Annotated in this window: 18 protein-coding genes; 15 read left to right on the plus strand and 3 right to left on the minus strand. The window is 66.3% G+C overall.

Annotated elements, in window-relative coordinates; all coding sequences use genetic code 11:
* Nucleotides 1-2 precede the first annotated feature (2 nt).
* From MWU77_RS21220 to tsaD, 7 genes are read left to right on the plus strand one after another with little or no spacing between them, the layout of a single operon-like run.
* Nucleotides 3-1,460: an NAD(P)H-hydrate dehydratase gene (locus MWU77_RS21220; protein ID WP_169685595.1), complete on the plus strand. Its 1,458-nt coding sequence runs from the start codon at nucleotides 3-5 to the stop codon at nucleotides 1,458-1,460.
* Nucleotides 1,461-1,518: 58 nt separating this feature from the next.
* Nucleotides 1,519-2,697: an alanine racemase gene (alr, locus tag MWU77_RS21225; RefSeq protein WP_169685597.1), complete on the plus strand. Its 1,179-nt coding sequence runs from the start codon at nucleotides 1,519-1,521 to the stop codon at nucleotides 2,695-2,697.
* Nucleotides 2,694-3,752, plus strand: coding sequence for an alpha/beta fold hydrolase (locus tag MWU77_RS21230; protein ID WP_247274694.1), 1,059 nt, complete (start codon nucleotides 2,694-2,696; stop codon nucleotides 3,750-3,752). The genes alr and MWU77_RS21230 overlap by 4 nt, the downstream gene beginning before the upstream one ends.
* Nucleotides 3,745-4,209, plus strand: a complete 465-nt coding sequence (gene tsaE / locus MWU77_RS21235; protein WP_240958877.1) for a tRNA (adenosine(37)-N6)-threonylcarbamoyltransferase complex ATPase subunit type 1 TsaE — start codon at nucleotides 3,745-3,747, stop codon at nucleotides 4,207-4,209. The genes MWU77_RS21230 and tsaE overlap by 8 nt, the downstream gene beginning before the upstream one ends.
* A gap of 50 nt (nucleotides 4,210-4,259) precedes the next feature.
* The gene (gene tsaB, locus MWU77_RS21240) at nucleotides 4,260-4,931 is read left to right on the plus strand and encodes a tRNA (adenosine(37)-N6)-threonylcarbamoyltransferase complex dimerization subunit type 1 TsaB (RefSeq protein WP_247274695.1); all 672 of its coding nucleotides are present in this window, start codon (nucleotides 4,260-4,262) and stop codon (nucleotides 4,929-4,931) included.
* Complete coding sequence (gene rimI, locus MWU77_RS21245; protein ID WP_247274696.1) at nucleotides 4,928-5,407, plus strand: ribosomal protein S18-alanine N-acetyltransferase; 480 nt, start codon at nucleotides 4,928-4,930, stop codon at nucleotides 5,405-5,407. Before tsaB ends, rimI begins: the two co-directional genes overlap by 4 nt.
* A gap of 14 nt (nucleotides 5,408-5,421) precedes the next feature.
* Entirely contained in the window at nucleotides 5,422-6,450 is a 1,029-nt protein-coding gene (tsaD, locus tag MWU77_RS21250; protein WP_247274729.1) for a tRNA (adenosine(37)-N6)-threonylcarbamoyltransferase complex transferase subunit TsaD, read from the plus strand.
* A 42-nt stretch (nucleotides 6,451-6,492) separates the two neighbouring features.
* Here the strand turns inward: tsaD and MWU77_RS21255 are convergent, their stop codons facing one another.
* Nucleotides 6,493-8,169, minus strand: a complete 1,677-nt coding sequence (locus MWU77_RS21255; RefSeq protein ID WP_247274697.1) for an Hsp70 family protein — start codon at nucleotides 8,167-8,169, stop codon at nucleotides 6,493-6,495.
* 314 nt (nucleotides 8,170-8,483) lie between these two features.
* On the opposite strand from MWU77_RS21255, the gene groES reads away from it, so the two are divergent.
* Both groES and groL read left to right on the plus strand, forming a co-directional pair.
* The gene (gene groES, locus MWU77_RS21260) at nucleotides 8,484-8,786 is read left to right on the plus strand and encodes a co-chaperone GroES (protein WP_006550071.1); all 303 of its coding nucleotides are present in this window, start codon (nucleotides 8,484-8,486) and stop codon (nucleotides 8,784-8,786) included.
* Between the two features lie 87 nt (nucleotides 8,787-8,873).
* Nucleotides 8,874-10,490: a chaperonin GroEL gene (groL, locus tag MWU77_RS21265; protein ID WP_169685609.1), complete on the plus strand. Its 1,617-nt coding sequence runs from the start codon at nucleotides 8,874-8,876 to the stop codon at nucleotides 10,488-10,490.
* 156 nt (nucleotides 10,491-10,646) lie between these two features.
* On the opposite strand, the gene MWU77_RS21270 is transcribed toward groL, so the two are convergent.
* The gene (locus MWU77_RS21270) at nucleotides 10,647-10,940 is read right to left on the minus strand and encodes a WhiB family transcriptional regulator (protein WP_054719026.1); all 294 of its coding nucleotides are present in this window, start codon (nucleotides 10,938-10,940) and stop codon (nucleotides 10,647-10,649) included.
* 525 nt (nucleotides 10,941-11,465) lie between these two features.
* Here MWU77_RS21270 and MWU77_RS21275 point away from each other — a divergent pair.
* The 3 genes from MWU77_RS21275 (at nucleotide 11,466) to MWU77_RS21285 (ending at nucleotide 14,088) form a co-directional block, all read left to right on the plus strand.
* Nucleotides 11,466-12,365, plus strand: coding sequence for a hypothetical protein (locus MWU77_RS21275; RefSeq protein ID WP_169685611.1), 900 nt, complete (start codon nucleotides 11,466-11,468; stop codon nucleotides 12,363-12,365).
* A gap of 123 nt (nucleotides 12,366-12,488) precedes the next feature.
* Entirely contained in the window at nucleotides 12,489-13,067 is a 579-nt protein-coding gene (locus tag MWU77_RS21280) for a sigma-70 family RNA polymerase sigma factor (RefSeq protein ID WP_169685613.1), read from the plus strand.
* Nucleotides 13,060-14,088 carry an anti-sigma-D factor RsdA gene (locus MWU77_RS21285; RefSeq protein WP_169685615.1) on the plus strand — a complete coding sequence of 343 codons (1,029 nt, stop codon included), beginning with the start codon at nucleotides 13,060-13,062 and terminating at the stop codon, nucleotides 14,086-14,088. The genes MWU77_RS21280 and MWU77_RS21285 overlap by 8 nt, the downstream gene beginning before the upstream one ends.
* Before the next feature lie 80 nt (nucleotides 14,089-14,168).
* Here MWU77_RS21285 and MWU77_RS21290 read toward each other — a convergent pair whose 3' ends face one another.
* Entirely contained in the window at nucleotides 14,169-14,579 is a 411-nt protein-coding gene (locus MWU77_RS21290) for a DUF5319 domain-containing protein (RefSeq protein WP_169685617.1), read from the minus strand.
* Nucleotides 14,580-14,820: 241 nt separating this feature from the next.
* Between MWU77_RS21290 and guaB the strand changes: the two genes are divergently transcribed.
* From guaB to MWU77_RS21305, 3 genes are all read left to right on the plus strand, one after another.
* Complete coding sequence (gene guaB, locus MWU77_RS21295) at nucleotides 14,821-16,344, plus strand: IMP dehydrogenase (RefSeq protein WP_169685619.1); 1,524 nt, start codon at nucleotides 14,821-14,823, stop codon at nucleotides 16,342-16,344.
* Nucleotides 16,345-16,415: 71 nt separating this feature from the next.
* Entirely contained in the window at nucleotides 16,416-17,555 is a 1,140-nt protein-coding gene (locus MWU77_RS21300) for a GuaB3 family IMP dehydrogenase-related protein (RefSeq protein ID WP_247274699.1), read from the plus strand.
* 199 nt (nucleotides 17,556-17,754) lie between these two features.
* Nucleotides 17,755-19,500 carry a GMC family oxidoreductase N-terminal domain-containing protein gene (locus tag MWU77_RS21305; RefSeq protein WP_247274700.1) on the plus strand — a complete coding sequence of 582 codons (1,746 nt, stop codon included), beginning with the start codon at nucleotides 17,755-17,757 and terminating at the stop codon, nucleotides 19,498-19,500.
* The last annotated feature ends 32 nt before the right edge of the window (nucleotides 19,501-19,532 follow it).

A 19,532-nucleotide genomic window follows, 5' to 3' on the forward strand; every position in this document is an offset into this window, starting at 1 on the left:
CGATGCGCAGCTACCACCCGTGTGAGCAGGTTCGTGCCGCGGAGGCGAAACACCTGGCGGTCCTGCCAGAGGGCACGCTGATGCGCCGAGCCGCGTTCGGGCTCGCGCGGCTGGTGGCCGAGGAACTTCGCGCGCGCACAGGTGCCGTCGCGGGGCGGACGGTGACCTTGCTCGTGGGTTCCGGCGACAACGGCGGCGACGCTCTGTGGGCCGGTGCGTTCCTGCGTCGACGCGGGGTCGCGGTGACCGCACTGTTGCTCGCTCCGGATCGTGCGCATCCTGCAGGACTCGCCGCATTGCGCGCGGCGGGGGGCCGCACGGCAACCGCGACGCCCGAGCATCTCGGCGATCCCGACCTCGTGCTCGACGGTATCGTCGGAATATCCGGCCGTGGTCCGTTGCGCCCGGCAGCGGCAGTCCTCGTCGATGCGATCACCGCACCGATCGTCGCGGTCGACACGCCGAGCGGTGTCGATCCCGACACCGGGGCGATCGACGGCCCGGCGGTTACCGCCGCCCTCACAGTCACGTTCGGTGCACGCAAACCCGTGCACGTCCTTGCCCCGACGCGATGCGGGCGCGTCGAACTGATCGACATCGGTCTCGACCTGCCGCCGTCGGACCTGGTAGCGGCGGACCCCGCCGAGCTGGGCGCGATCTGGCCGGTCCCCGGGGCGGACGACGACAAGTACAGCCAGGGTGTGGTCGGCATCGTGGCAGGCAGCGCACGGTATCCCGGGGCCGCAGTGCTCTGCACGGGCGCAGCGGTGGCTGCAACTTCCGGAATGGTGCGTTACGTCGGTAGCGCGGGAGCGGAGATACTCGCGCATTATCCGGAGGTCGTCGCGGCGCCCACATTCGACGCTGCGGGTCGCGTACAGGCGTGGGTGGTCGGGCCGGGCGGTGGCACGGACGCGCGTGCGGAGAACACGCTGCGCGACGTTCTGTCGACCGATCTACCGGTGGTCGTCGACGCCGACGGCCTGACGATCCTCGCGCGCAACCCGTCACTCGTGCGGGGTCGTGCCGCGCCTACGCTTCTCACTCCGCATGCGGGGGAGTTCGCGCGTCTCACCGGCAACGACCCGCAGTCGGACCGGCTCGGTTCTGCGCGCAGCCTCGCCGCGGACCTCCAGGTGCACGTGCTGCTCAAGGGACGCACCACGCTCATCGCCCGACCCGACGGACACACGTTCGTCAACGATGCGGGTGGATCGTGGGCGTCGACCGCGGGCGCCGGGGATCTGCTGGCCGGAGTCGTAGGAGCGCTGGTGTCGTCGGGCATGCCGATCGACCTTGCTGCCGCTGCGGGCGCTCGCGCGCACTCACTTGCCGCGAATCTCGCAGCGCGTGGTGAGGACGGCGAGAGTGTCGGAACCGCACCGGTATCGGCAAGCACCATCGCCGAACATCTTCGCGCCGCGGTGCGAATTCTGCGGACCCACGCATCCGAATCGTAATCAGACACACCCGGGCTCCCCGAAGGCACCGATCGTCGCGGTGGCAGGATCAATTCATGTGACCGCCCTACAACGCACCCCGTCCACCGGCCGATCGCTTCCTCAAGCAGAAGCGATCATCGATCTGGACGCGGTCGCGCACAACGTCAGGCGCCTTCGGGACTACGTCGGCGACACAGCGATCATGGCGGTCGTCAAGGCCGACGCCTACAACCACGGGGCAGTCCCTGTCGCCCGCGCGGCGCTCGCCGCCGGCGCACGCGAACTGGGCGTCACCACGCTCGCCGAAGGGCTCGAGTTGCGCGCCGCCGGAATCGACGCGCCCATCCTGTCATGGCTGCACACGGTCGACGCAGACTACGCACCGGCGATCGCGGCCGGGATCGAACTCGGTGTCTCGTCGCCGCGCCACCTCGCGGCCATAGTTGCCGCCGCGGGAAGCATCGGCGAAACCGCAGTCATCACCGCCAAGGTCGACACGGGGCTCAACCGCAACGGTGTGGCACGCAACGAGTGGCCCGAGTTCGTGCGCGATGTGGCCCGTGCGCAGGCGACCGGCGCAGTCCGGTTGCGCGGACTGTTCTCACACCTTGCCCACGGCGACGAACTCGGCCATCCCGAGATCGATGTGCAACGCGACAGGCTCCACCAGGCCGCTGACGACCTCCGGCGCGCCTCGCTGACGCCCGAGGTCGTCCATCTGGCCAACTCTGCTGCCACCGTTACCCGACCTGACCTGCGATTCGACATGGTTCGGCCGGGAATTGCGATATACGGGCTGACGCCGATCCCGGAGCAGGGCGATTTCGGGTTGCGGCCGGTGATGACGTTGCGAACGAGGGTGGCGCTGGTGAAGAAGGTTTCGGCAGGTTCGGGTGTGTCGTACGGGCACCGCTGGGTTGCCCCCGCCGACACGACGGTGGCGCTGTTGCCGATGGGTTATGCCGACGGGATCCGCCGCAATCTCAGTGGCCGAATCGATGTTCTGCTCGGCGGTCGGCGTCGCCCTCAGGTGGGCCGCGTGTGTATGGACCAGGTGGTCGTCGACCTCGGCCCGGACGGTGGGGGAGTACAGGAGGGCGACGAAGCGTTGTTCTTCGGTGACGGACGTCTCGGTGAGCCCGGAGCCCAGGACTGGGCCGAGCTCTTGGACACGATCAACTACGAGATCGTGACGGGGATCGGGGGCCGAACCGTCCGCACCTATGTAGGTGGTGAAGGAGGCGTGTTGCGATGACGCTGATGGGTCGAATGGGTCTGTTGGGTGCCAGTCTGGTGACGCTCGCATCATCGGCGGGTCTGTATGCCGTGCGGAGCGCCGGAATGCCCGCCAACGAGATGTACCGGGGTGAGGACTTCGACGCTCTGCTGCGGCTGCCCCAGCGGACCGTCCTGACCGACGACGGTATCCCCCTCGTGGTGCGCGAATCCGGATCGTCGCGCGCGCCGCTGACCGTCGTCTTCGTCCACGGCTACTGCCTGCGTATGCAGTCGTGGCATCTGCAGTATCGGCACGTGCGCGAGCGGTGGGGCGAGGATGTCCGAATGGTCTTCTACGACCAGCGAGGCCATGGAGAGTCCGGTATGCCCGGCCGGAATTCGTGCACCATCGCGCAACTCGGACGCGACCTCGGCCGGGTCATCGACGAATGCACCCCGGACGGGCCGGTCGTTGTGATCGGTCACTCGATGGGCGGCATGACGACGATCGCTCTTGCGTCCCAGCGGCCGGACCTGTTCGAGTCCCGGATCGTGGGCGTGGGTTTGCTCGCGACCACGGCTGCTGGCCTGAACAAGAGCGGGCTCGGCCGCAACCTCGAGAACCCCGTCATCGACGCGTTCCGGTACGCTGCGCGGACCGCACCCGGATTCGTGCAGGCAGCACGCGGTATGGCGCGCGCGGTAGTCACACCGATCCTGCGTGCGGCGTCGTATGGGACGGTGGTCAGCCCGCGACTCGCCGAGTTGTCCGACCGGATGCTGGACGAGACGTCGGTACTGACGATCGTGAACTTCCTGCGCACCCTCGAACTGCACGATGAATCCGCTGCGCTCCCCGTGCTGGGGTCGGTGCCGTCGCTCGTACTCTGTGGCGACGCTGACATGGTGATCCCGTTCTCGAGCTCGGAGGCGTTGGCCGAGTCGCTTCCCGGAGCCGAACTCGAGCGGGTCCGCGGGGGCGGGCACCTCGTCCAATTCGAGTTCCCGGAGATCGTCAACAGTGCGATCGACCGACTGATCCAGCGAGGTTTCGCGCATGAGGTTTCTGCCAGACGAGCCGCAATTGTCTGATTCAGCACAGTCCGTCGAACTGCCGACCGTCGAGGACACCGAAGCGTTCGGCCGCCGACTGGCAGAAGATCTCCGCGCCGGGGACCTCGTGGTGCTCGACGGTCCGCTCGGGGCGGGCAAGACCGCACTGACGAGAGGACTCGCAGCCGGGCTGGGAGTACAGGGCCGCGTGACCTCGCCGACATTCGTCATCGCCCGCGAGCATCGGCCGGGACAGCGCGACGGTGCACCACCGGTGGGCCTGGTCCATGTCGATGCGTACCGGCTGGGCGACGGCCCGAACGCCCTCGACGAACTCGATGCACTGGATCTCGACACCGACCTCGACGCGGCCGTTGTGGTGGTCGAGTGGGGCGGCGGGCTCGTGGAGAAGCTCACCGACCGGCACCTGCGCGTGCGATTGCGTCGTGATCCCGGGTCCGATGTGCGCCGTGCGGAATGGGCCTGGGTCGACTGACCCGGCGCTGAAGTCCTGGCAAGACTGCGGACCGGGTAACCTGGTGAATCGTGCTCGTGCTCGCCGTCGATACCTCAACACCCGTCGTGACCTCGGGGCTCGTCCGACTCGGCAGTGAGGGAGACGCACCCCACATCTCCACGGTTGCCGTGCGCCTGACCGACAACCCTCGGGCCCACGCGGAGATCCTCACTCCGCAGATCCTGGAGTGCTTCGACGAAGCCGGATACACACCGGCCGATCTCGACGCGATCGTCGTGGGTGTCGGACCGGGTCCGTTCACCGGACTGCGTGTCGGCATGGTCACCGCGGCGGCGTTCGGTGATGCCCTCGGCATTCCGGTCCACGGTGTCTGCAGCCTCGACGCAATCGCGCAGGATGCGCACGGTGGAAAACCCGATGGCGGCGAACTGCTCGTGGTCACCGACGCGCGACGTCGTGAGGTGTACTTCGCTCGGTACGACGGATTCTGCCGCCGTACCGAGGGCCCCGACGTCCGCAAGCCTGCGGAGGTGCCCTCTGAGCCCTCGCGCCGGGTTGCTGGGTCGGCCCAGCATGCTGCGCTGTTCCCGCTTCCCGCAGTACCCGTGTACTCGCCGTCGCCTGCGGGTCTGGTTGCCGCGATCTCGCCGGCTCTGCGTGCGGGACGGGATCCAGAGCCATTGGTACCGCTGTACCTGCGTCGGCCCGATGCTGTTGCGACTGCGGATCGTCACAGATGAGTGTGCGGATCGATGCACTCCGCGGCGACGACGTGGACCGGTGCGCAGAACTCGAAACCGTATTGTTCCCTGGAGACGACCCCTGGAGCGCAGACGCGTTTCGTTCGGAACTGGCTTCGTCCCACAACTACTACGTAGCTGCGCGGGACGAGTCGGGGACTCTTCTCGGCTACGCCGGGCTGGCACGGCTCGGCACCGGAGTCGACCCGGAGTCCGAGGTGCACACGATCGGTGTGGATCCCGGCGCCCGGCGCCGCGGGATCGGTAGCGCTCTGCTGACCGCGCTGCTGCATGTCGCGGATCGATGGGGTGGGCCGGTGTTCCTCGAGGTCCGCACCGACAACGACGCCGCGATTGCGTTGTATCGGGGTGAGGGTTTCGAGGTCGTGGGGACGAGGAAACGTTACTACCAGCCGAGTGGGGCCGACGCGTACACCATGCGCCGCCCGGATCGGCGAGAGGAGCTACGACGGTGACCGGACCGATCGTGATGGGGATCGAAAGCTCGTGCGACGAGACCGGCGTCGGTATCGTCCGTTTCGTCGGTGACGGCACGCTCGAACTTCTCGCCGACGAGGTCGCCTCGAGCGTCGACGAGCATGCCCGATTCGGTGGTGTGGTTCCCGAGATCGCCTCCCGCGCACACCTGGAGGCGATGGTGCCCACGATGCAGCGAGCGCTCGCCTCGGCCGATATCTCCAAGCCCGACGCGGTATGCGTCACGATCGGCCCCGGCCTGGCGGGGGCGCTCCTCGTCGGAGTGGCCGCAGCCAAGGCATATGCAGCGGCGTGGAACGTTCCCTTCTATGCGATCAACCACCTCGCCGGACACGTCGCCGTGGACACGCTCGAACACGGACCGATGCCGCCGTGCGTCGCACTGCTCGTCTCGGGCGGGCACACACACCTCCTGCACGTCGAGGACCTCAGCAAGCCGATCGTCGAACTCGGAACCACCGTCGACGACGCGGCGGGGGAAGCGTTCGACAAGGTCGCGCGTCTGCTCGGACTCGGCTATCCCGGAGGTCCGGAGGTCGATCGGCTCGCGCGAGAGGGAGACCGGAACGCGGTGGTGTTCCCGCGCGGCATGACAGGCCCGCGCGATGCCCGCAACGATTTCTCGTTCTCCGGGCTCAAGACGGCTGTCGCACGGTTCGTCGAAGCGAAGGAACGCGCCGGTGAGCCGGTACCGCTTGCCGATGTCGCAGCCGGTTTCCAGGAGGCCGTGGCCGATGTGCTCACGATGAAGGCGGTGCGTGCGGCCCGCGATCTCGGTGTCGACACCTTGGTGCTCGGTGGAGGCGCGACTGCGAACACTCGATTGCGTGCGCTGGCCGAGGAACGTTGCGCGGAAGCCGGCATGACCCTGCGTGTACCCCGGCCGCGGTTGTGCACGGACAACGGCGTGATGATCGCAGCGCTGGGCGCGCACCTCATCGCGGGGGGAGCGACTCCGTCGTCGCTGTCCGTGGGAACGGATCCTGGGCTGTCGGTGTCGGTGGCACAGGTTTCGGCCTGATCTCGACCCGGAACGGCGCTGTCTCCCTCTTACCCGGTCGTCTTACCCGGTCGTCGTCGAGGTGCCCGAGGGGGTCGGGTCCCCGCCGGTGTTGTTGCTCTCGGTGGTCGATTGTCCTTCGATGAGCGGTGTCGTGGAGATGAGTCCGGGCCGCGTGGTCAGTGCCGGAGATGACGGCTCGGGGGAGACGGATGGCACCGGGTCGGGCTCGGTTGTCTCTGTGGGGTCGGTCGTCTCTGTGGGGTCCGTCGGGTCCGTGGGTGTCGTGGGGTCGGTCGTCTCTGTGGGGTCCGTGGGGTCGGTCGGGTCCGTCGGTGTCGTGGGGTCCGTCGGGTCGGTAGGGGTTGTGGGACCGGTCGGATCGGTGGGGGTCGGCTGCGGTGAGGTCGTCGTGTCACCGGGGCTGTGCGGCTGCCACTTGTCGGTGGTCTCGTCGGGTGCGGCCTCGAGCGTCTGGACCTGGTCGATCGGGGTCGGAGTTGCCGTGGGATTGCTGTTCGACACGGGGATATCCGTCTGCGGAATTGTGGACGGTGGTGGAGTGGGGAGCGGCGTCCCCTCCAACCGGCTCTCGGTGCTCCGCGTCGATGAGAGGGAGGAGTCGGGATCGGCCGACGGGATATCGGTCTCCTCCGGATACGGTGGCTGCGACGGGTCTTCCGTGAGGACTACCCCATTGGTCCCGGCAGGGGACACCGGTGTGCTGGCGGACCGGTCGGTGAATTTGTCGGTGGCAAATCCGGCGACGACTGCGGCGAGCACCAGTGCGGCTGCCACAGCACCGGACATGCGCGCGCCCGCCGACGTCGATGAAGCGTTCGGTGAACCGACGACGTCGTAACCGCCGAAGTGAGCGGAGCTCGACAGGTGCGCAGCGCCCTGAGCTGCTGCGGAAGCGGGTTCCGGGACTGTGATGACCTGGCCGTCGAAGCTGTCGGTGACGGCGTCGGTCAACGCGGGAACTGCCGCAGTACCGCCGACGAGGGCGAGTGTGCGCGGACGTGGCAACGATTGGGTCGTGACCTGACGGGTGAAGGTGGCGGCGGTAGCGGACAGGTCGGCGGTGAGTGTCGCGAGATCGGTGCGGGTGAGGGTCACCGAGGCATCGGGCCCTGCTTCGGCAATGTCGATCCGGGTGTGTTCGGCTGTGGTGAGTACTTCCTGGGCGCCCTGACAGCGTGCCTTCAGAAGTGCGGGATCGACCTGCATGCGCATTTTCATGCGTTTGGTCGCGCGGTAGACGTGGTCGTAGATCACGGTTCCGATTGCATTGCCGCTGACGTCGTCTGTCCGCGCAGATCGCAGTACGGTGCCGGATTCCTGATCGAGGACCGAGACGGTGGTGCCGGACGCGCCCAGATCGGCGATAGCGATCGAGCCGGGCTCGGTGCGCGCTCCGACGGTACGAAGGTACGTCAGGAGGGCGGTGGTCTCGGGAACGAGCCGTACGAGTTTGCCTCGGCGTTCCGCAGCGGTACGGATCGCGTCTGCCTGCTCTTCGGTGCGATAGGCGACGGTGATGGAGTCGGGGACCGGTTGATCCACGACCTGTGTGGTCATCAACGAGATTGCATCGAAGACGAGATCGCCGACATCACGGTGGTGGTCGGAATCGACCGCCAGCCTGCGGTACTCGGATGTGAGCCCGGTGGCAGTGTCGACGAGCAGGGCCGCGCCGACGCCGGAGGCGCCGACGGAGATCCCTAGCGACGTTGGCATTGTTCACCTCTCGTGCGTGACTGGCGATCGTCGGGGCGAGGTTCGCTCTCCGCCATGATTACCGAATGGTCACGCTCTCGGTTTCCGTTATTGAACCGTAACATGCGAGCCGTCCCGTTCGCTCTCCGCGTGTCAGCACCCGCAGCCCTTGAGCGCTGGCACTCGCATGTATAGAGTGCTAGTGACACCGAGCGTCGGCCCGGCACCCGCGACGACGGGACTGCGCGAGGAGTCACTCTGGTGACTGAACAAAACCGAGTTCGAGGACGACGAGAGCCTCGGACCCAAGTACCCCTGAAAGTGGAGGGCTCATCGTGGCGAGCGTGAACATCAAGCCGCTCGAGGACAAGATCCTCGTCCAGGCCAACGAGGCCGAGACGACGACTGCCTCCGGCCTGGTCATTCCTGATACGGCGAAGGAAAAGCCCCAGGAGGGCACCGTCGTCGCCGTCGGCCCCGGCCGCTGGGACGAGGATGGCGACAAGCGCATCCCGCTGGACGTCAAAGAAGGTGACGTCGTCATCTACAGCAAGTACGGCGGAACCGAGATCAAGTACGCCGGCGAGGAGTACCTGATCCTTTCGGCCCGCGACGTTCTGGCTGTCGTCGCAAAGTAGGCCGCAACTGTTCCGCCCCGGAGTTCCGTAACGGACCCGGGGCGGAATCTGTTGGGGATCATCCGAACCCAGGAGTAGTCGGAGAACATGTCCAAGCAAATCGAGTTCAACGAGACCGCGCGCCGTGCCCTCGAGCGCGGTGTCGACCAGCTCGCCGACGCCGTCAAGGTCACCCTCGGCCCCCGTGGGCGGCATGTGGTGCTCGCCAAGGCGTTCGGCGGTCCCACGGTGACCAACGATGGCGTGAGCATCGCTCGCGAGATCGAGTTGGAGGATCCGTTCGAGAATCTCGGCGCCCAGCTCGTCAAGAGTGTCGCCACCAAGACCAACGACGTTGCAGGCGACGGCACGACCACTGCGACCGTCCTCGCGCAGGCGCTCGTCAAGGCCGGTCTGAAGAACGTTGCCGCGGGTGCCAACCCCATCGCACTCGGCGTGGGGATCTCCAAGGGGGCCGAGAAGGTCTCCGAGGCGCTTGTCGCCGCAGCGACTCCCGTCGAGGGAAAGAAGGCCATCGCTCAGGTCGCCACGGTGTCCTCCCGTGACGCCGAGATCGGCGAGATGGTGGGCGAAGCGCTCACCGTCGTGGGAGAGAACGGTGTGGTCACGGTCGAGGAGTCCTCGACCCTGAGCACCGACCTCGTCGTCACCGAGGGCGTCCAGTTCGACAAGGGCTACCTGTCGCCCTACTTCATCACCGACGTCGACGCTCAGGAAGCAGTCCTCGAGGACGCCCTCGTGCTGCTGTACCGCGAGAAGATCAGCTCGCTGCCCGACTTCCTGCCGTTGCTCGAGAAGATCGCCGAATCCGGTAAGCCGGTTCTGCTCATCGCAGAGGACATCGAGGGCGAGCCGCTCTCGACCTTGGTGATCAACTCGATCCGCAAGACGCTCAAGGCTGTCGCGGTGAAGGCTCCGTTCTTCGGTGACCGCCGTAAGGCGTTCCTCGACGATCTCGCCGTCGTGACCGCAGGTACCGTGATCAACTCCGACATCGGTCTGTCCTTGAAGGAGGCCGGACTCGATCTGCTCGGCTCGGCCCGTCGTGTCGTAGTGACGAAGGACAACACCACGATCGTCGACGGTGCAGGCTCGGCCGAGGACATCGAGAACCGCGCAGCTCAGCTGCGTCGCGAGATCGAGAGCACCGATTCCGATTGGGACCGGGAGAAGCTCGAGGAACGCCTCGCCAAGCTCGCGGGTGGAATCGCCGTCATCCAGGTCGGCGCTGCTACCGAGACCGATCTGAAGGAACGCAAGTTTCGCGTCGAGGACGCTGTCAACGCCGCGAAGGCTGCCGTCGAGGAGGGCATCGTGCCCGGCGGTGGCTCCGCGCTGGTGCAGGCGTCGTTGGCGCTCGCCGAGCTCGAGGCCTCGCTGTCCGGTGACGAAGCCACCGGTGTCGCAGTGTTGCGGACCGCCCTGACGGCACCGCTCTACTGGATCGCCTCGAATGCCGGACTCGACGGTGCGGTCGTGGTGAGCAAGGTCGCCGAGGCGACGAAGGGGCACGGCTTCAACGCGGCCACGCTCACCTACGGTGATCTGCTCGCCGACGGTGTCGTCGACCCCGTGAAGGTGACCCGGTCGGCGGTCGTCAACGCTGCTTCCGTGGCTCGGATGGTTCTGACCACGGAGAGTGCTGTCGTGGACAAGCCCGAGCCGGTCGAGGACGACGGCCACGGGCACGGACACGCCCACTAGGCGGTACAGGTCCTCCGGCGAGCTCCGGGGGGTCACGATGTACGAAGCCCCGCACGGATTTCTCCGTGCGGGGCTTCGTCGTGTCTCGGTGGTATGCATCAGGAACCGGCTGTCAGCCCCGCAGCGGGTGCGGGGGAGCTTCGGCCCAGGCGGCGCTCATACCGCGACCTTGCGGCGATGGTGTCGCGTGTAGAGCTCGCGTTCACTTTCCGACATCCCGCCCCAGATGCCATAGGGCTCCGCGACCCGAAGGGCGTGCTCGCGGCACTGGATGAGGACGGGGCAGCTCTGGCACAGTTCCTTGGCTCGGTTCTCGCGCTGGCTTCGGGCGCGACCGCGCTCGCCGTCCGGGTGGAAGAAGACGGAGGAGTCCGCGCCTCGGCACTTACCATGCATCTGCCAGTCCCAGAGGTCGGCGTTCGGACCAGGCAGGGTGTGAGGTGCGGGCATGTGCACTCCTTTGCAGCGTGCTCACCCGAGTAGGGGAGCGGACCATCGTTCGGAAAGGCGTCCTTCCGAACCGGACCCCAGTAATGTCCGGCTCCTTCACCGTAAAAGTGGTAACGATTATTCGTCAATGCCTTCGGTCAGTGGTGAAGTCCATAACGAAAATGGAAAGAATTAACGGCGAAAATATTTACATTGGTCGGTGATCATGATCGCGGTACGGGCACGATGACGGGCTGCAAGGCCGAAGTGGTGCCGTGATATCGATCGTTTAGGGACTCTGACCTGGGGGTTTCTTCCGGATGCGGGGTGTGCTGGGCTGTGATAATCGACGTGCGAGATCACGATTCACCGCCCGGAAACCTACATGCACCATGTATGCAATTCATTCTTTGTTCAACTGGATGTCGGTTTCAGGACTGGAGAAATGCCTGAATCCATTGTTTGAGAATTGTTGCGCACCCAGTGCGAAATTCTCGAACCCGAGGGAATGGGAAACTTTGCAGTCGCGGTGCAATGATTCTCCGTATGTTGATCCTCAGCAACTCGGAACCCGAAATCGGCGCGGAGCCTCGGGGTGACGCAACCTCGTTTCGTGCGGCGGCCTTCGGTGGGAGCCCGTCCCACGTGCCCACAACGGCTACTCCCGTGATCGAAGAACGCTGGATGCGTGCGGTCGCGCTCGGGGCGCAAGGCCGCTACAGCGCCGCCCGGGCGGAGTTGGCAGTGGTGAACCGGTCGGGTCCGCGAGGAGTGTGGGCGTCGCTTGCCGCGAGCACCGAAGCATCGTTCCTGAGGCAACTCGGATGGCACCGCGCTGCCGCAGTGCACGACGGTCGCGCACTGGCCGCAATCGCAGGAATTGCCATCGACACTCGCAGTGTCGAGTCGGGATTGCGACTTGTGGAGGCACGTTGCGACGCGTTGACCGGACTGGCCGCTGACGCGCTCGGCCGGGGGCGACTCGCTCAGGCGCATCGACTGCTCGAGCGGTGCTCCGAGGTTCTCGCCAGGCCACGGTGGGGCGACAACGAACTGCATGGCGAAGACGGACTGTTGCGTCAGCGGATCAGGTTGTCGTGGGTCACGGCGGAGACTGCCCTGGCATCCGGCGACTTCGAGACCGCGCGTGTGTTCGCGGATCGTGCTGCGACCGCCTCCGACGCTTTCGCGTCGGTACGCCATCAAGTGAAGTCGGACCTCATTCGTGCTGCCGCACTCACCGATGCGCCGGACCGGACTCCAGCCCTCGAGCTTGCGACCGAAGTGTGTGGCAGGGCTGCTGTGCACAGTCTGATTCCGCTGCAGTGGGCAGCGTCGATGTTGCTGGTCGGTCTGGGTGCGGGGGCCGGCGCCGAGCGCATGCGTGACGAATGCGCTACGGCGGTGGCGCGCGGTGGAGGCCGGTTCGCAACGATCCGGCCCTAGTTCGGTGCCCGCCCGCGATGGTTCGTCACGGGGTGTCGTTACTCTGGAGACGTTCCACTGCCAGGTGGAAGCACGCCCGGTTGGGGGACCGTGTCACTTGTAACGCCAGGACTTGCGCATTCGATGACTGTTATGGGTGAGGAGTTGGGCTCCGCCGTTGCTGCGGCTGCGCAGGGCGATCGGGCTGCTCTCGCTCGAGTACTTGCAAGTATTCGGCCTCTCGTCGTCCGGTATTGCCGGGCGCGGGTCGGATCTGCCGAGCGTGGACAGCTTTCGGCAGACGATGTGGCGCAGGAGGTGTGCCTGGCGGTGATGACGGCGTTGCCCCGTTACCAGGATCAGGGGCGTCCTTTCATGGCGTTCGTGTACGGCATTGCCGCACACAAGGTCGCCGATGCGCATCGCAACTCCGCACGTAACCGTGCGGATCCGGTAGCCGATGTACCCGAGGTGATGTCGCTCGACGACAGTCCCGAGGACCACGCGTTGAACTCCGAAGCGAGCAGGCAGATGAAGGATCTGCTCGGCACGCTGCCCGAGAAGCAACGGGAGATCCTCATCATGCGTCTGGTCATGGGGATGTCGGCCGAAGAGACGGCGTCTGCACTCGGGAGTACTGCAGGTGCGATCCGGGTGGCCCAGCACCGGGCCATCGCGAAACTCAAGAAGGAAGTGACGAGAGCAGGTGAGAGGAATGGGTAGGAGGCGCGGCGCGGGGCACGGCATATCCGACGATTTTCCCGACGACGGCACCCCCGTGGACATCGCGGCAGTGCGGCGCGATGACGCCCTCATCGATGCGATCTCGGGCGATGGTCCAGTGGAGACCCAGTCGACCGAAGAGTACGAGCTCGCCACGATGCTCGCGGGGTGGCGAGCCGAGATCCTGGCAGATCCGCTACCCGCAGGCCCTGATTTCGACGAGGTCGTCGCGGCGGTCAACCGTGAGCTCGGTGCCCGTGAGGCCCTGGCGGCGCAACCGCCGACGCGTTCCAAGGGTCAGCTCCGGTTGATCCGCCCGCTTGCCGGAGCCGCCGCACTCATCGCGGCTGCCATCGGCGGTGCCGCCACCGTCTCGTACAGCGCGGAACCGGGAGACGCACTCTGGGGCGTCAAGGAAGTCGTGTTCAGCGAACAGGCCGAGTCGACCATGGCGAGGATCGATACCAGTTCGACCTTGCAGAAGGCCGAAGAACTGATCGCAGGCGGCGAAACCGAGGCAGCGACCGAACTGCTCAAATCGGCGGAAGTGCGGTCCTCGGAGGTCAGGGATGCGGGCCAACGTAACGAACTCGGCGATTGGTTGCAGCGGCTCACCGAAGAGATGAACCGAGCGATTCCTCCGCTGCCGGTGCCGCCACCGCTCCCGGGAATGCCGTTGCCTCCCGGGCCGGAAGCTGCAGCAGTGCCGCCCGTGCAACCGAGCGTTCCGGGGGCACCGCAGCCGACGGCGCCCGTCGAACCCACGACGAATCCGGAGCCGAGCGTCGATCCGACGATCCTGAACGCACCTACGTCGCCGGTGGAGACAACCTCCCCGTCCGTGCCGCCGAGCACCGGGACACCCAGCCCGGACAGTTCGACCGGTACGACGGAGCCGGCCCCGACGACCACGGTGTCCGCACCGGACCCGAGTACGTCGTCCGGTACACAGGGATCGAGCACCGCACAGCCCTCGTCGGCCGACCTGGACCTCGACCAGACGACCTCCGGCGGCGCCTGACGTCAGACCACGAAAGCCCGGCAGCGCGAGCTGCCGGGCTTTCATCGTTGTGTCGCCCTGCTCCTCAGGAATCGGGGTCGTCAGGAATCGAGCCCGTAGGGGTCGACCGGCATGGCCTCGTTCATCGATGCGTCGGCGTAGCCGCGACAGTAATCCCACGTGACGTAAGCTTCGGGAGACGGGTCGAATGCGGGCTCATGCGGGCGAACTGTGCCGTCGACGAGCAGTTGGAGCAGGTTTGCGCGGAGCATGTCCCAGTCGTGGTAGTGCTCCTGGTGGCAATCCTCACAACATACGACGAGTCCGCGGACACCGCGGGGAGCCAACAATGCTTCGTACACCGCGAGGTCGGCAAGATCCTCTTCGACCGCGAGGCGTTCGGCAGGGTCCAAGGGTTGGCCCGGTTCGATCGCGTCCAATGCGGCAGACGGATCGTCGGGATCTCCTGCAAACGGATCCGGTGGCAGACCGGGGGGCAACTGATCACGCACGCCACCACGGTACGCAGTGCGAGGGGGTCCGCGCCAGCCGTCGAGGGTGGACACGCCGACGAACGGGGGTATTCGGGAGATCTCGACCACGCCTGCACGGGTTGCGGCGAGTCACGCGGTTGCAAACAGATACCATGGTCGTCGACGGCTTCGCCATCTGTGACGTTGTCGTTCACACAATCCCACTGTCGGACGGTCCGTCCGTCCGCCCCCATCGATCACCACGGAGGGTCCGAACCGCATGAGTAGTACCGGAGGGCACGTGCACACCGGCGGTGACGACCCGAACAAGGTCGCAATGCTCGGTCTGACCTTCGACGATGTGCTGCTGCTGCCTGCGGCCTCGGACATCGTCCCCAGCAAGGTCGACACCTCGAGTCAGCTCACCCGCGAGATCCGCCTCCGGATCCCGCTGGTCAGTTCCGCGATGGACACGGTCACCGAATCACGTATGGCCATCGCGATGGCCCGCGCCGGGGGTATGGGCGTACTACATCGCAACATGCCTGCAGAGGTACAGGCCGCGCAGGTCGAGACCGTCAAGCGGTCGGAGGCGGGCATGGTCACCGACCCGGTCACCTGCAAGCCCACCGACACCCTCGCCGAGGTCGACGCGAAGTGCGCGCGATTCCGGATCTCCGGCCTTCCGGTGACCGACGACGCAGGTCAGCTCGTCGGCATCATCACCAACCGCGATATGCGGTTCGAGGTGGACCAGAACCGCCAGGTCGCCGAGGTGATGACCCACGCTCCGCTCGTCACCGCAAGCGAAGGCGTGACCGCGGAGGCCGCACTCGGACTCCTGCGCCGCCACAAGATCGAGAAGCTGCCGATCGTCGATGGACAGGGCAAGCTCACCGGTCTGATCACGGTCAAGGACTTCGTGAAGACCGAGCAACATCCCTTCGCCACGAAGGACCGCGACGGGCGACTTCTCGTCGGTGCCGCGGTCGGTGTCGGCGACGAGGCATGGTCTCGTGCGATGACGCTCGCCGACGCGGGCGTCGACGTGCTCGTGGTCGACAGCGCTCACGGGCACTCCGCCGGAGTGCTGTCCATGATCTCGAAGCTCAAGGCAGAGGTAGGCGACCGAGTCCAGATCATCGGCGGCAATGTCGCCACCCGCGAGGGAGCCACGGCGCTCATCGAAGCAGGCGTCGACGCAGTCAAGGTCGGCGTCGGGCCCGGCTCGATCTGCACGACCCGCGTCGTTGCGGGCGTCGGCGCACCGCAGATCACGGCGATTCTCGAAGCCACCGCGGCTGCGAACGCACTCGGCGTCCCTGTGATCGCCGACGGCGGCCTGCAGTTCTCCGGTGACGTCGCGAAGGCTCTCGCCGCAGGCGCCTCCACCGCGATGCTGGGCTCTCTCCTCGCCGGTACCGCCGAATCGCCGGGCGAACTGATTCTCGTCAACGGCAAACAGTTCAAGAGCTACCGCGGCATGGGTTCGCTCGGTGCCATGCAGAGCCGCGGCGAGGCCAAGTCGTATTCCAAGGACCGTTACTTCCAGGACGACGTCCTGTCGGAGGACAAGCTGGTTCCGGAAGGCATCGAAGGCCGCGTTCCGTTCCGGGGGCCGCTGCAGCAGGTCACCCATCAGCTCATCGGTGGTCTGCGCGCCGCGATGGGCTACACCGGGGCCTCGACCATCGAAGAACTGCAGCGCGCCCAGTTCGTACAGATCACCGCCGCGGGGCTCAAGGAGAGCCATCCGCACGACATCACCATCACTGCGGAGGCACCGAACTACGCTGCCCGCTAGGTTCGGTGCGTTCGCACCAGGTCTCGTCTCGGTGGACGGGGCAACCGCATTCTCACGAGAAAGGGGCGCGCGTGCGCGACCTCGTTGAAATCGGCATGGGCCGGACAGCCCGCCGCACGTACGAGCTGGACGATGTGGACATCGTGCCGTCGCGTCGTACCCGCTCGTCCAAAGAGGTGTCGACGGCGTGGCAGCTCGACGCCTATCGGTTCGACATTCCCGTGCTTGCACATCCGACCGACGCGCTCGTGTCCCCGGAGTTCGCGGTGGAACTCGGCAAGGCCGGCGGCCTCGGTGTGATCAACGGTGAGGGGCTGTGGGGGCGGCACGCTGATGTCGATGCCGTGATCGCCCGGCTCGTCGACATCGCCGAGAGCGATCCGGATCCGAGCGCAGCGATCGCGTACCTGCAGGAGTTGCACGCAGCGCCGTTGCAGGCCGATCTGCTTGCCGCGGCGGTCGCGCAGGTGCGCGACTCGGGTGTCACCACCGCCGTGCGTGTGAGTCCGCAGAATGCCCGGGCGCTGACGCCGGAGCTGGTCAAGGCCGGTGTCGACCTTCTGGTAGTGCACGGCACGATCATCTCGGCAGAGCATGTGGCGCACGGCGAGAGCGAACCGCTCAACCTGAAGACGTTCATCTCGGAACTCGATGTGCCGGTGGTCGCGGGAGGCGTGAGCGATCACCGTACGGCTCTTCACCTGATGCGCACCGGCGCCGCGGGCGTCATCGTCGGTTTCGGGTCGACGCACGGAGCCACCACCACGAGTGCATCGCTCGGGATCGGTGTCCCCATGGCCACCGCGATCGCGGATGCTGCTGCGGCCCGCCGCGACTACCTGGACGAGACCGGGGGCCGGTACGTCCATGTCATCGCCGACGGCGACATCGAGACCTCCGGCGATCTCGCGAAGGCGATCGCCTGCGGTGCTGATGCTGCGATGCTGGGAGCCCCGCTCGCCATTGCTGCGGAGGCGCCGGGCAGTGGATGGTACTGGCCGTCCGCAGCCGCACATCCGTCCCTTCCTCGGGGTACCGCACTCCAGGTAGCCTTCGACGAGCGGCCGAGTCTGGCGCGTGTGCTGTCGGGGCCGTCCGACGACCCCTACGGTTCGCTGAATTTCGTCGGTGGTCTGCGACGGGCGATGGCGAAGTCGGGATACTCGGATCTCAAGGAATTCCAAAAGGTCGGGTTGTCGGTGCGGGCCTGACCGAATCCGTTCCACCAAGGTGGCCGGATGCGACAATGTGTGCGTTGTAGTGCACAGATGTCGCATCCGGCCACTGCTGTATGCAGTGACCTGCAGTTTCTGAAACTGCCCGTAACAGTGAGGATGCCCTTGTGTGCGCGAACACATCGGCTGCGTGCATACTGGCCAGTAACAACGCAGGTTCGGCGGAGGTGCTCCAATGGGTAGACAGCGGGTCACGGACTACGACGTTCTGATCGTCGGGTCGGGTTTCGGTGGCAGTGTCACCGCGCTGCGGCTGGTGGAAAAGGGCTACAAGGTCGGCATTCTCGAGGCCGGTCGTCGTTTTGCCGACGCCGACTTCGCCAAGAACAGCTGGGATCTGAAGCGATTCCTCTGGGCGCCGAAGCTCGGATGCTTCGGCATCCAGCGAGTCCATCTTCTCCGCGACTGCTTGATTCTCGCCGGTGCGGGTGTCGGCGGTGGATCGCTCAACTACGCCAACACCCTGTACAAACCGTCTGCCGCGTTCTTCCAGGACCCGCAATGGGCGGACATCACGGACTGGCACGACGAATTGAGTCCGTTCTACGACCAGGCGCGGCGCATGCTCGGCGTCGTACAGTACCACCGTATGACCGCGGCGGACAAGGTGATCAAGGAAGTGGCCGACGACATGGGCGTGGGCGACACGTTCATTCAGACGCCGGTCGGTGTGTACTTCGGTGAACCAGGGAGGACTGTCCCGGACCCGTACTTCGGCGGCGCAGGCCCGGATCGTGCCGGTTGCATCGAATGCGGCGAATGCATGACGGGGTGCCGCCACGGAGCGAAGAACACCCTCGTCAAGAACTACCTCGGTCTTGCCGAGCGTGCGGGTGCGGACATCCTCCCCATGACCACCGTGACCGATCTGAGCGAAGGGGCGGACGGCACGTGGACAGTACGCACCGAACGCACCGGAGCATGGGTGCGCAAGGGCGCACGGAGTTTCACAGCATCGCACGTCGTGCTCGCAGCAGGGACCTGGGGCACACAGCACCTGCTGCACCATCTCAAGGACACCGGCGCCCTGCCGAAACTGTCCGACCGCCTCGGGGAGCTCACCCGCACCAACTCCGAGTCCATCGTCGGAGCGGGCAAGCTGAAGGTCGATCCCGAGATGGATCTGACCGACGGCGTCGCGATCACTTCCTCGTTCCATCCCACCTCGGACACCCACATCGAACCCGTCCGGTACGGCAAGGGTTCCAACGCCATGGGTCTGCTGCAGACACTGATGACCGACGGCGACGGCCCGGTCCCGCGCTGGGTGAAGTTCCTCGGCCAGGTCGCGAAGAACCCCACCAGGATGCTGCGGATGCTCTCGGTGAAGGACTGGAGTGAGCGGACCATCATCGCGCTGGTTATGCAGAACCTCGACAATTCCATCACGACCTACACCAAGAAGAATGTGTTCGGACGGCGCAAGGTGACCAGCAAGCAGGGCCACGGGGAGCCGAACCCGACGTGGATCCCGGCGGGCAACGAGGCCACCCGCCGGATGGCGGAGAAGATCGACGGGATCGCCGGCGGCACCTGGGGTGAGATCGTCAACATTCCCCTCACCGCGCACTTCCTCGGCGGCGCGGTCATCGGAACCGACCGGGAGCGCGGTGTCATCGACCCGTACCACCGGGTGTACGGCTACCCGACGCTGAGTGTTGTCGACGGGGCGGCCATCTCGGCGAACCTCGGCGTCAACCCGTCACTGACCATCGCGGCGCAGGCGGAACGTGCGGCCTCGCTGTGGCCGAACAAGGGTGAGCAGGATCTGCGTCCCGCGCAGGACGAGTCGTACGTTCGGCTGCAGCCGAACGAGCCGAAGAATCCCGTCGTCCCGGAAGGTGCGCCCGGCGCGCTGTCCCTGCCGATCGTCGAGATCACCGGTGGGGCGGGAGCGGTCCGAGTGCCACGGCAGATGTGATCTACGCATGACCTGAGCGGCCGCGTCCGGAT

This window comes from Rhodococcus sp. F64268 (assembly GCF_023015605.1).
Lineage (GTDB): Bacteria > Actinomycetota > Actinomycetes > Mycobacteriales > Mycobacteriaceae > Rhodococcus.

Bases quoted from the DNA above. Each gene is read 5' to 3' on its own strand.
- MWU77_RS21220 (WP_169685595.1), top strand. From the start codon at position 3: ATGCGCAGCTACCACCCGTGTGAGCAGGTTCGTGCCGCGGAGGCGAAA.
- MWU77_RS21230 (WP_247274694.1), top strand. From the start codon at position 2,694: ATGACGCTGATGGGTCGAATGGGTCTGTTGGGTGCCAGTCTGGTGACG.
- rimI (WP_247274696.1), top strand. From the start codon at position 4,928: ATGAGTGTGCGGATCGATGCACTCCGCGGCGACGACGTGGACCGGTGC.
- tsaD (WP_247274729.1), top strand. From the start codon at position 5,422: ATGGGGATCGAAAGCTCGTGCGACGAGACCGGCGTCGGTATCGTCCGT.
- MWU77_RS21255 (WP_247274697.1), bottom strand. From the start codon at position 8,169: ATGCCAACGTCGCTAGGGATCTCCGTCGGCGCCTCCGGCGTCGGCGCG.
- groL (WP_169685609.1), top strand. From the start codon at position 8,874: ATGTCCAAGCAAATCGAGTTCAACGAGACCGCGCGCCGTGCCCTCGAG.
- MWU77_RS21270 (WP_054719026.1), bottom strand. From the start codon at position 10,940: ATGCCCGCACCTCACACCCTGCCTGGTCCGAACGCCGACCTCTGGGAC.
- MWU77_RS21275 (WP_169685611.1), top strand. From the start codon at position 11,466: ATGTTGATCCTCAGCAACTCGGAACCCGAAATCGGCGCGGAGCCTCGG.
- MWU77_RS21280 (WP_169685613.1), top strand. From the start codon at position 12,489: ATGACTGTTATGGGTGAGGAGTTGGGCTCCGCCGTTGCTGCGGCTGCG.
- MWU77_RS21285 (WP_169685615.1), top strand. From the start codon at position 13,060: ATGGGTAGGAGGCGCGGCGCGGGGCACGGCATATCCGACGATTTTCCC.
- guaB (WP_169685619.1), top strand. From the start codon at position 14,821: ATGAGTAGTACCGGAGGGCACGTGCACACCGGCGGTGACGACCCGAAC.
- MWU77_RS21305 (WP_247274700.1), top strand. From the start codon at position 17,755: ATGGGTAGACAGCGGGTCACGGACTACGACGTTCTGATCGTCGGGTCG.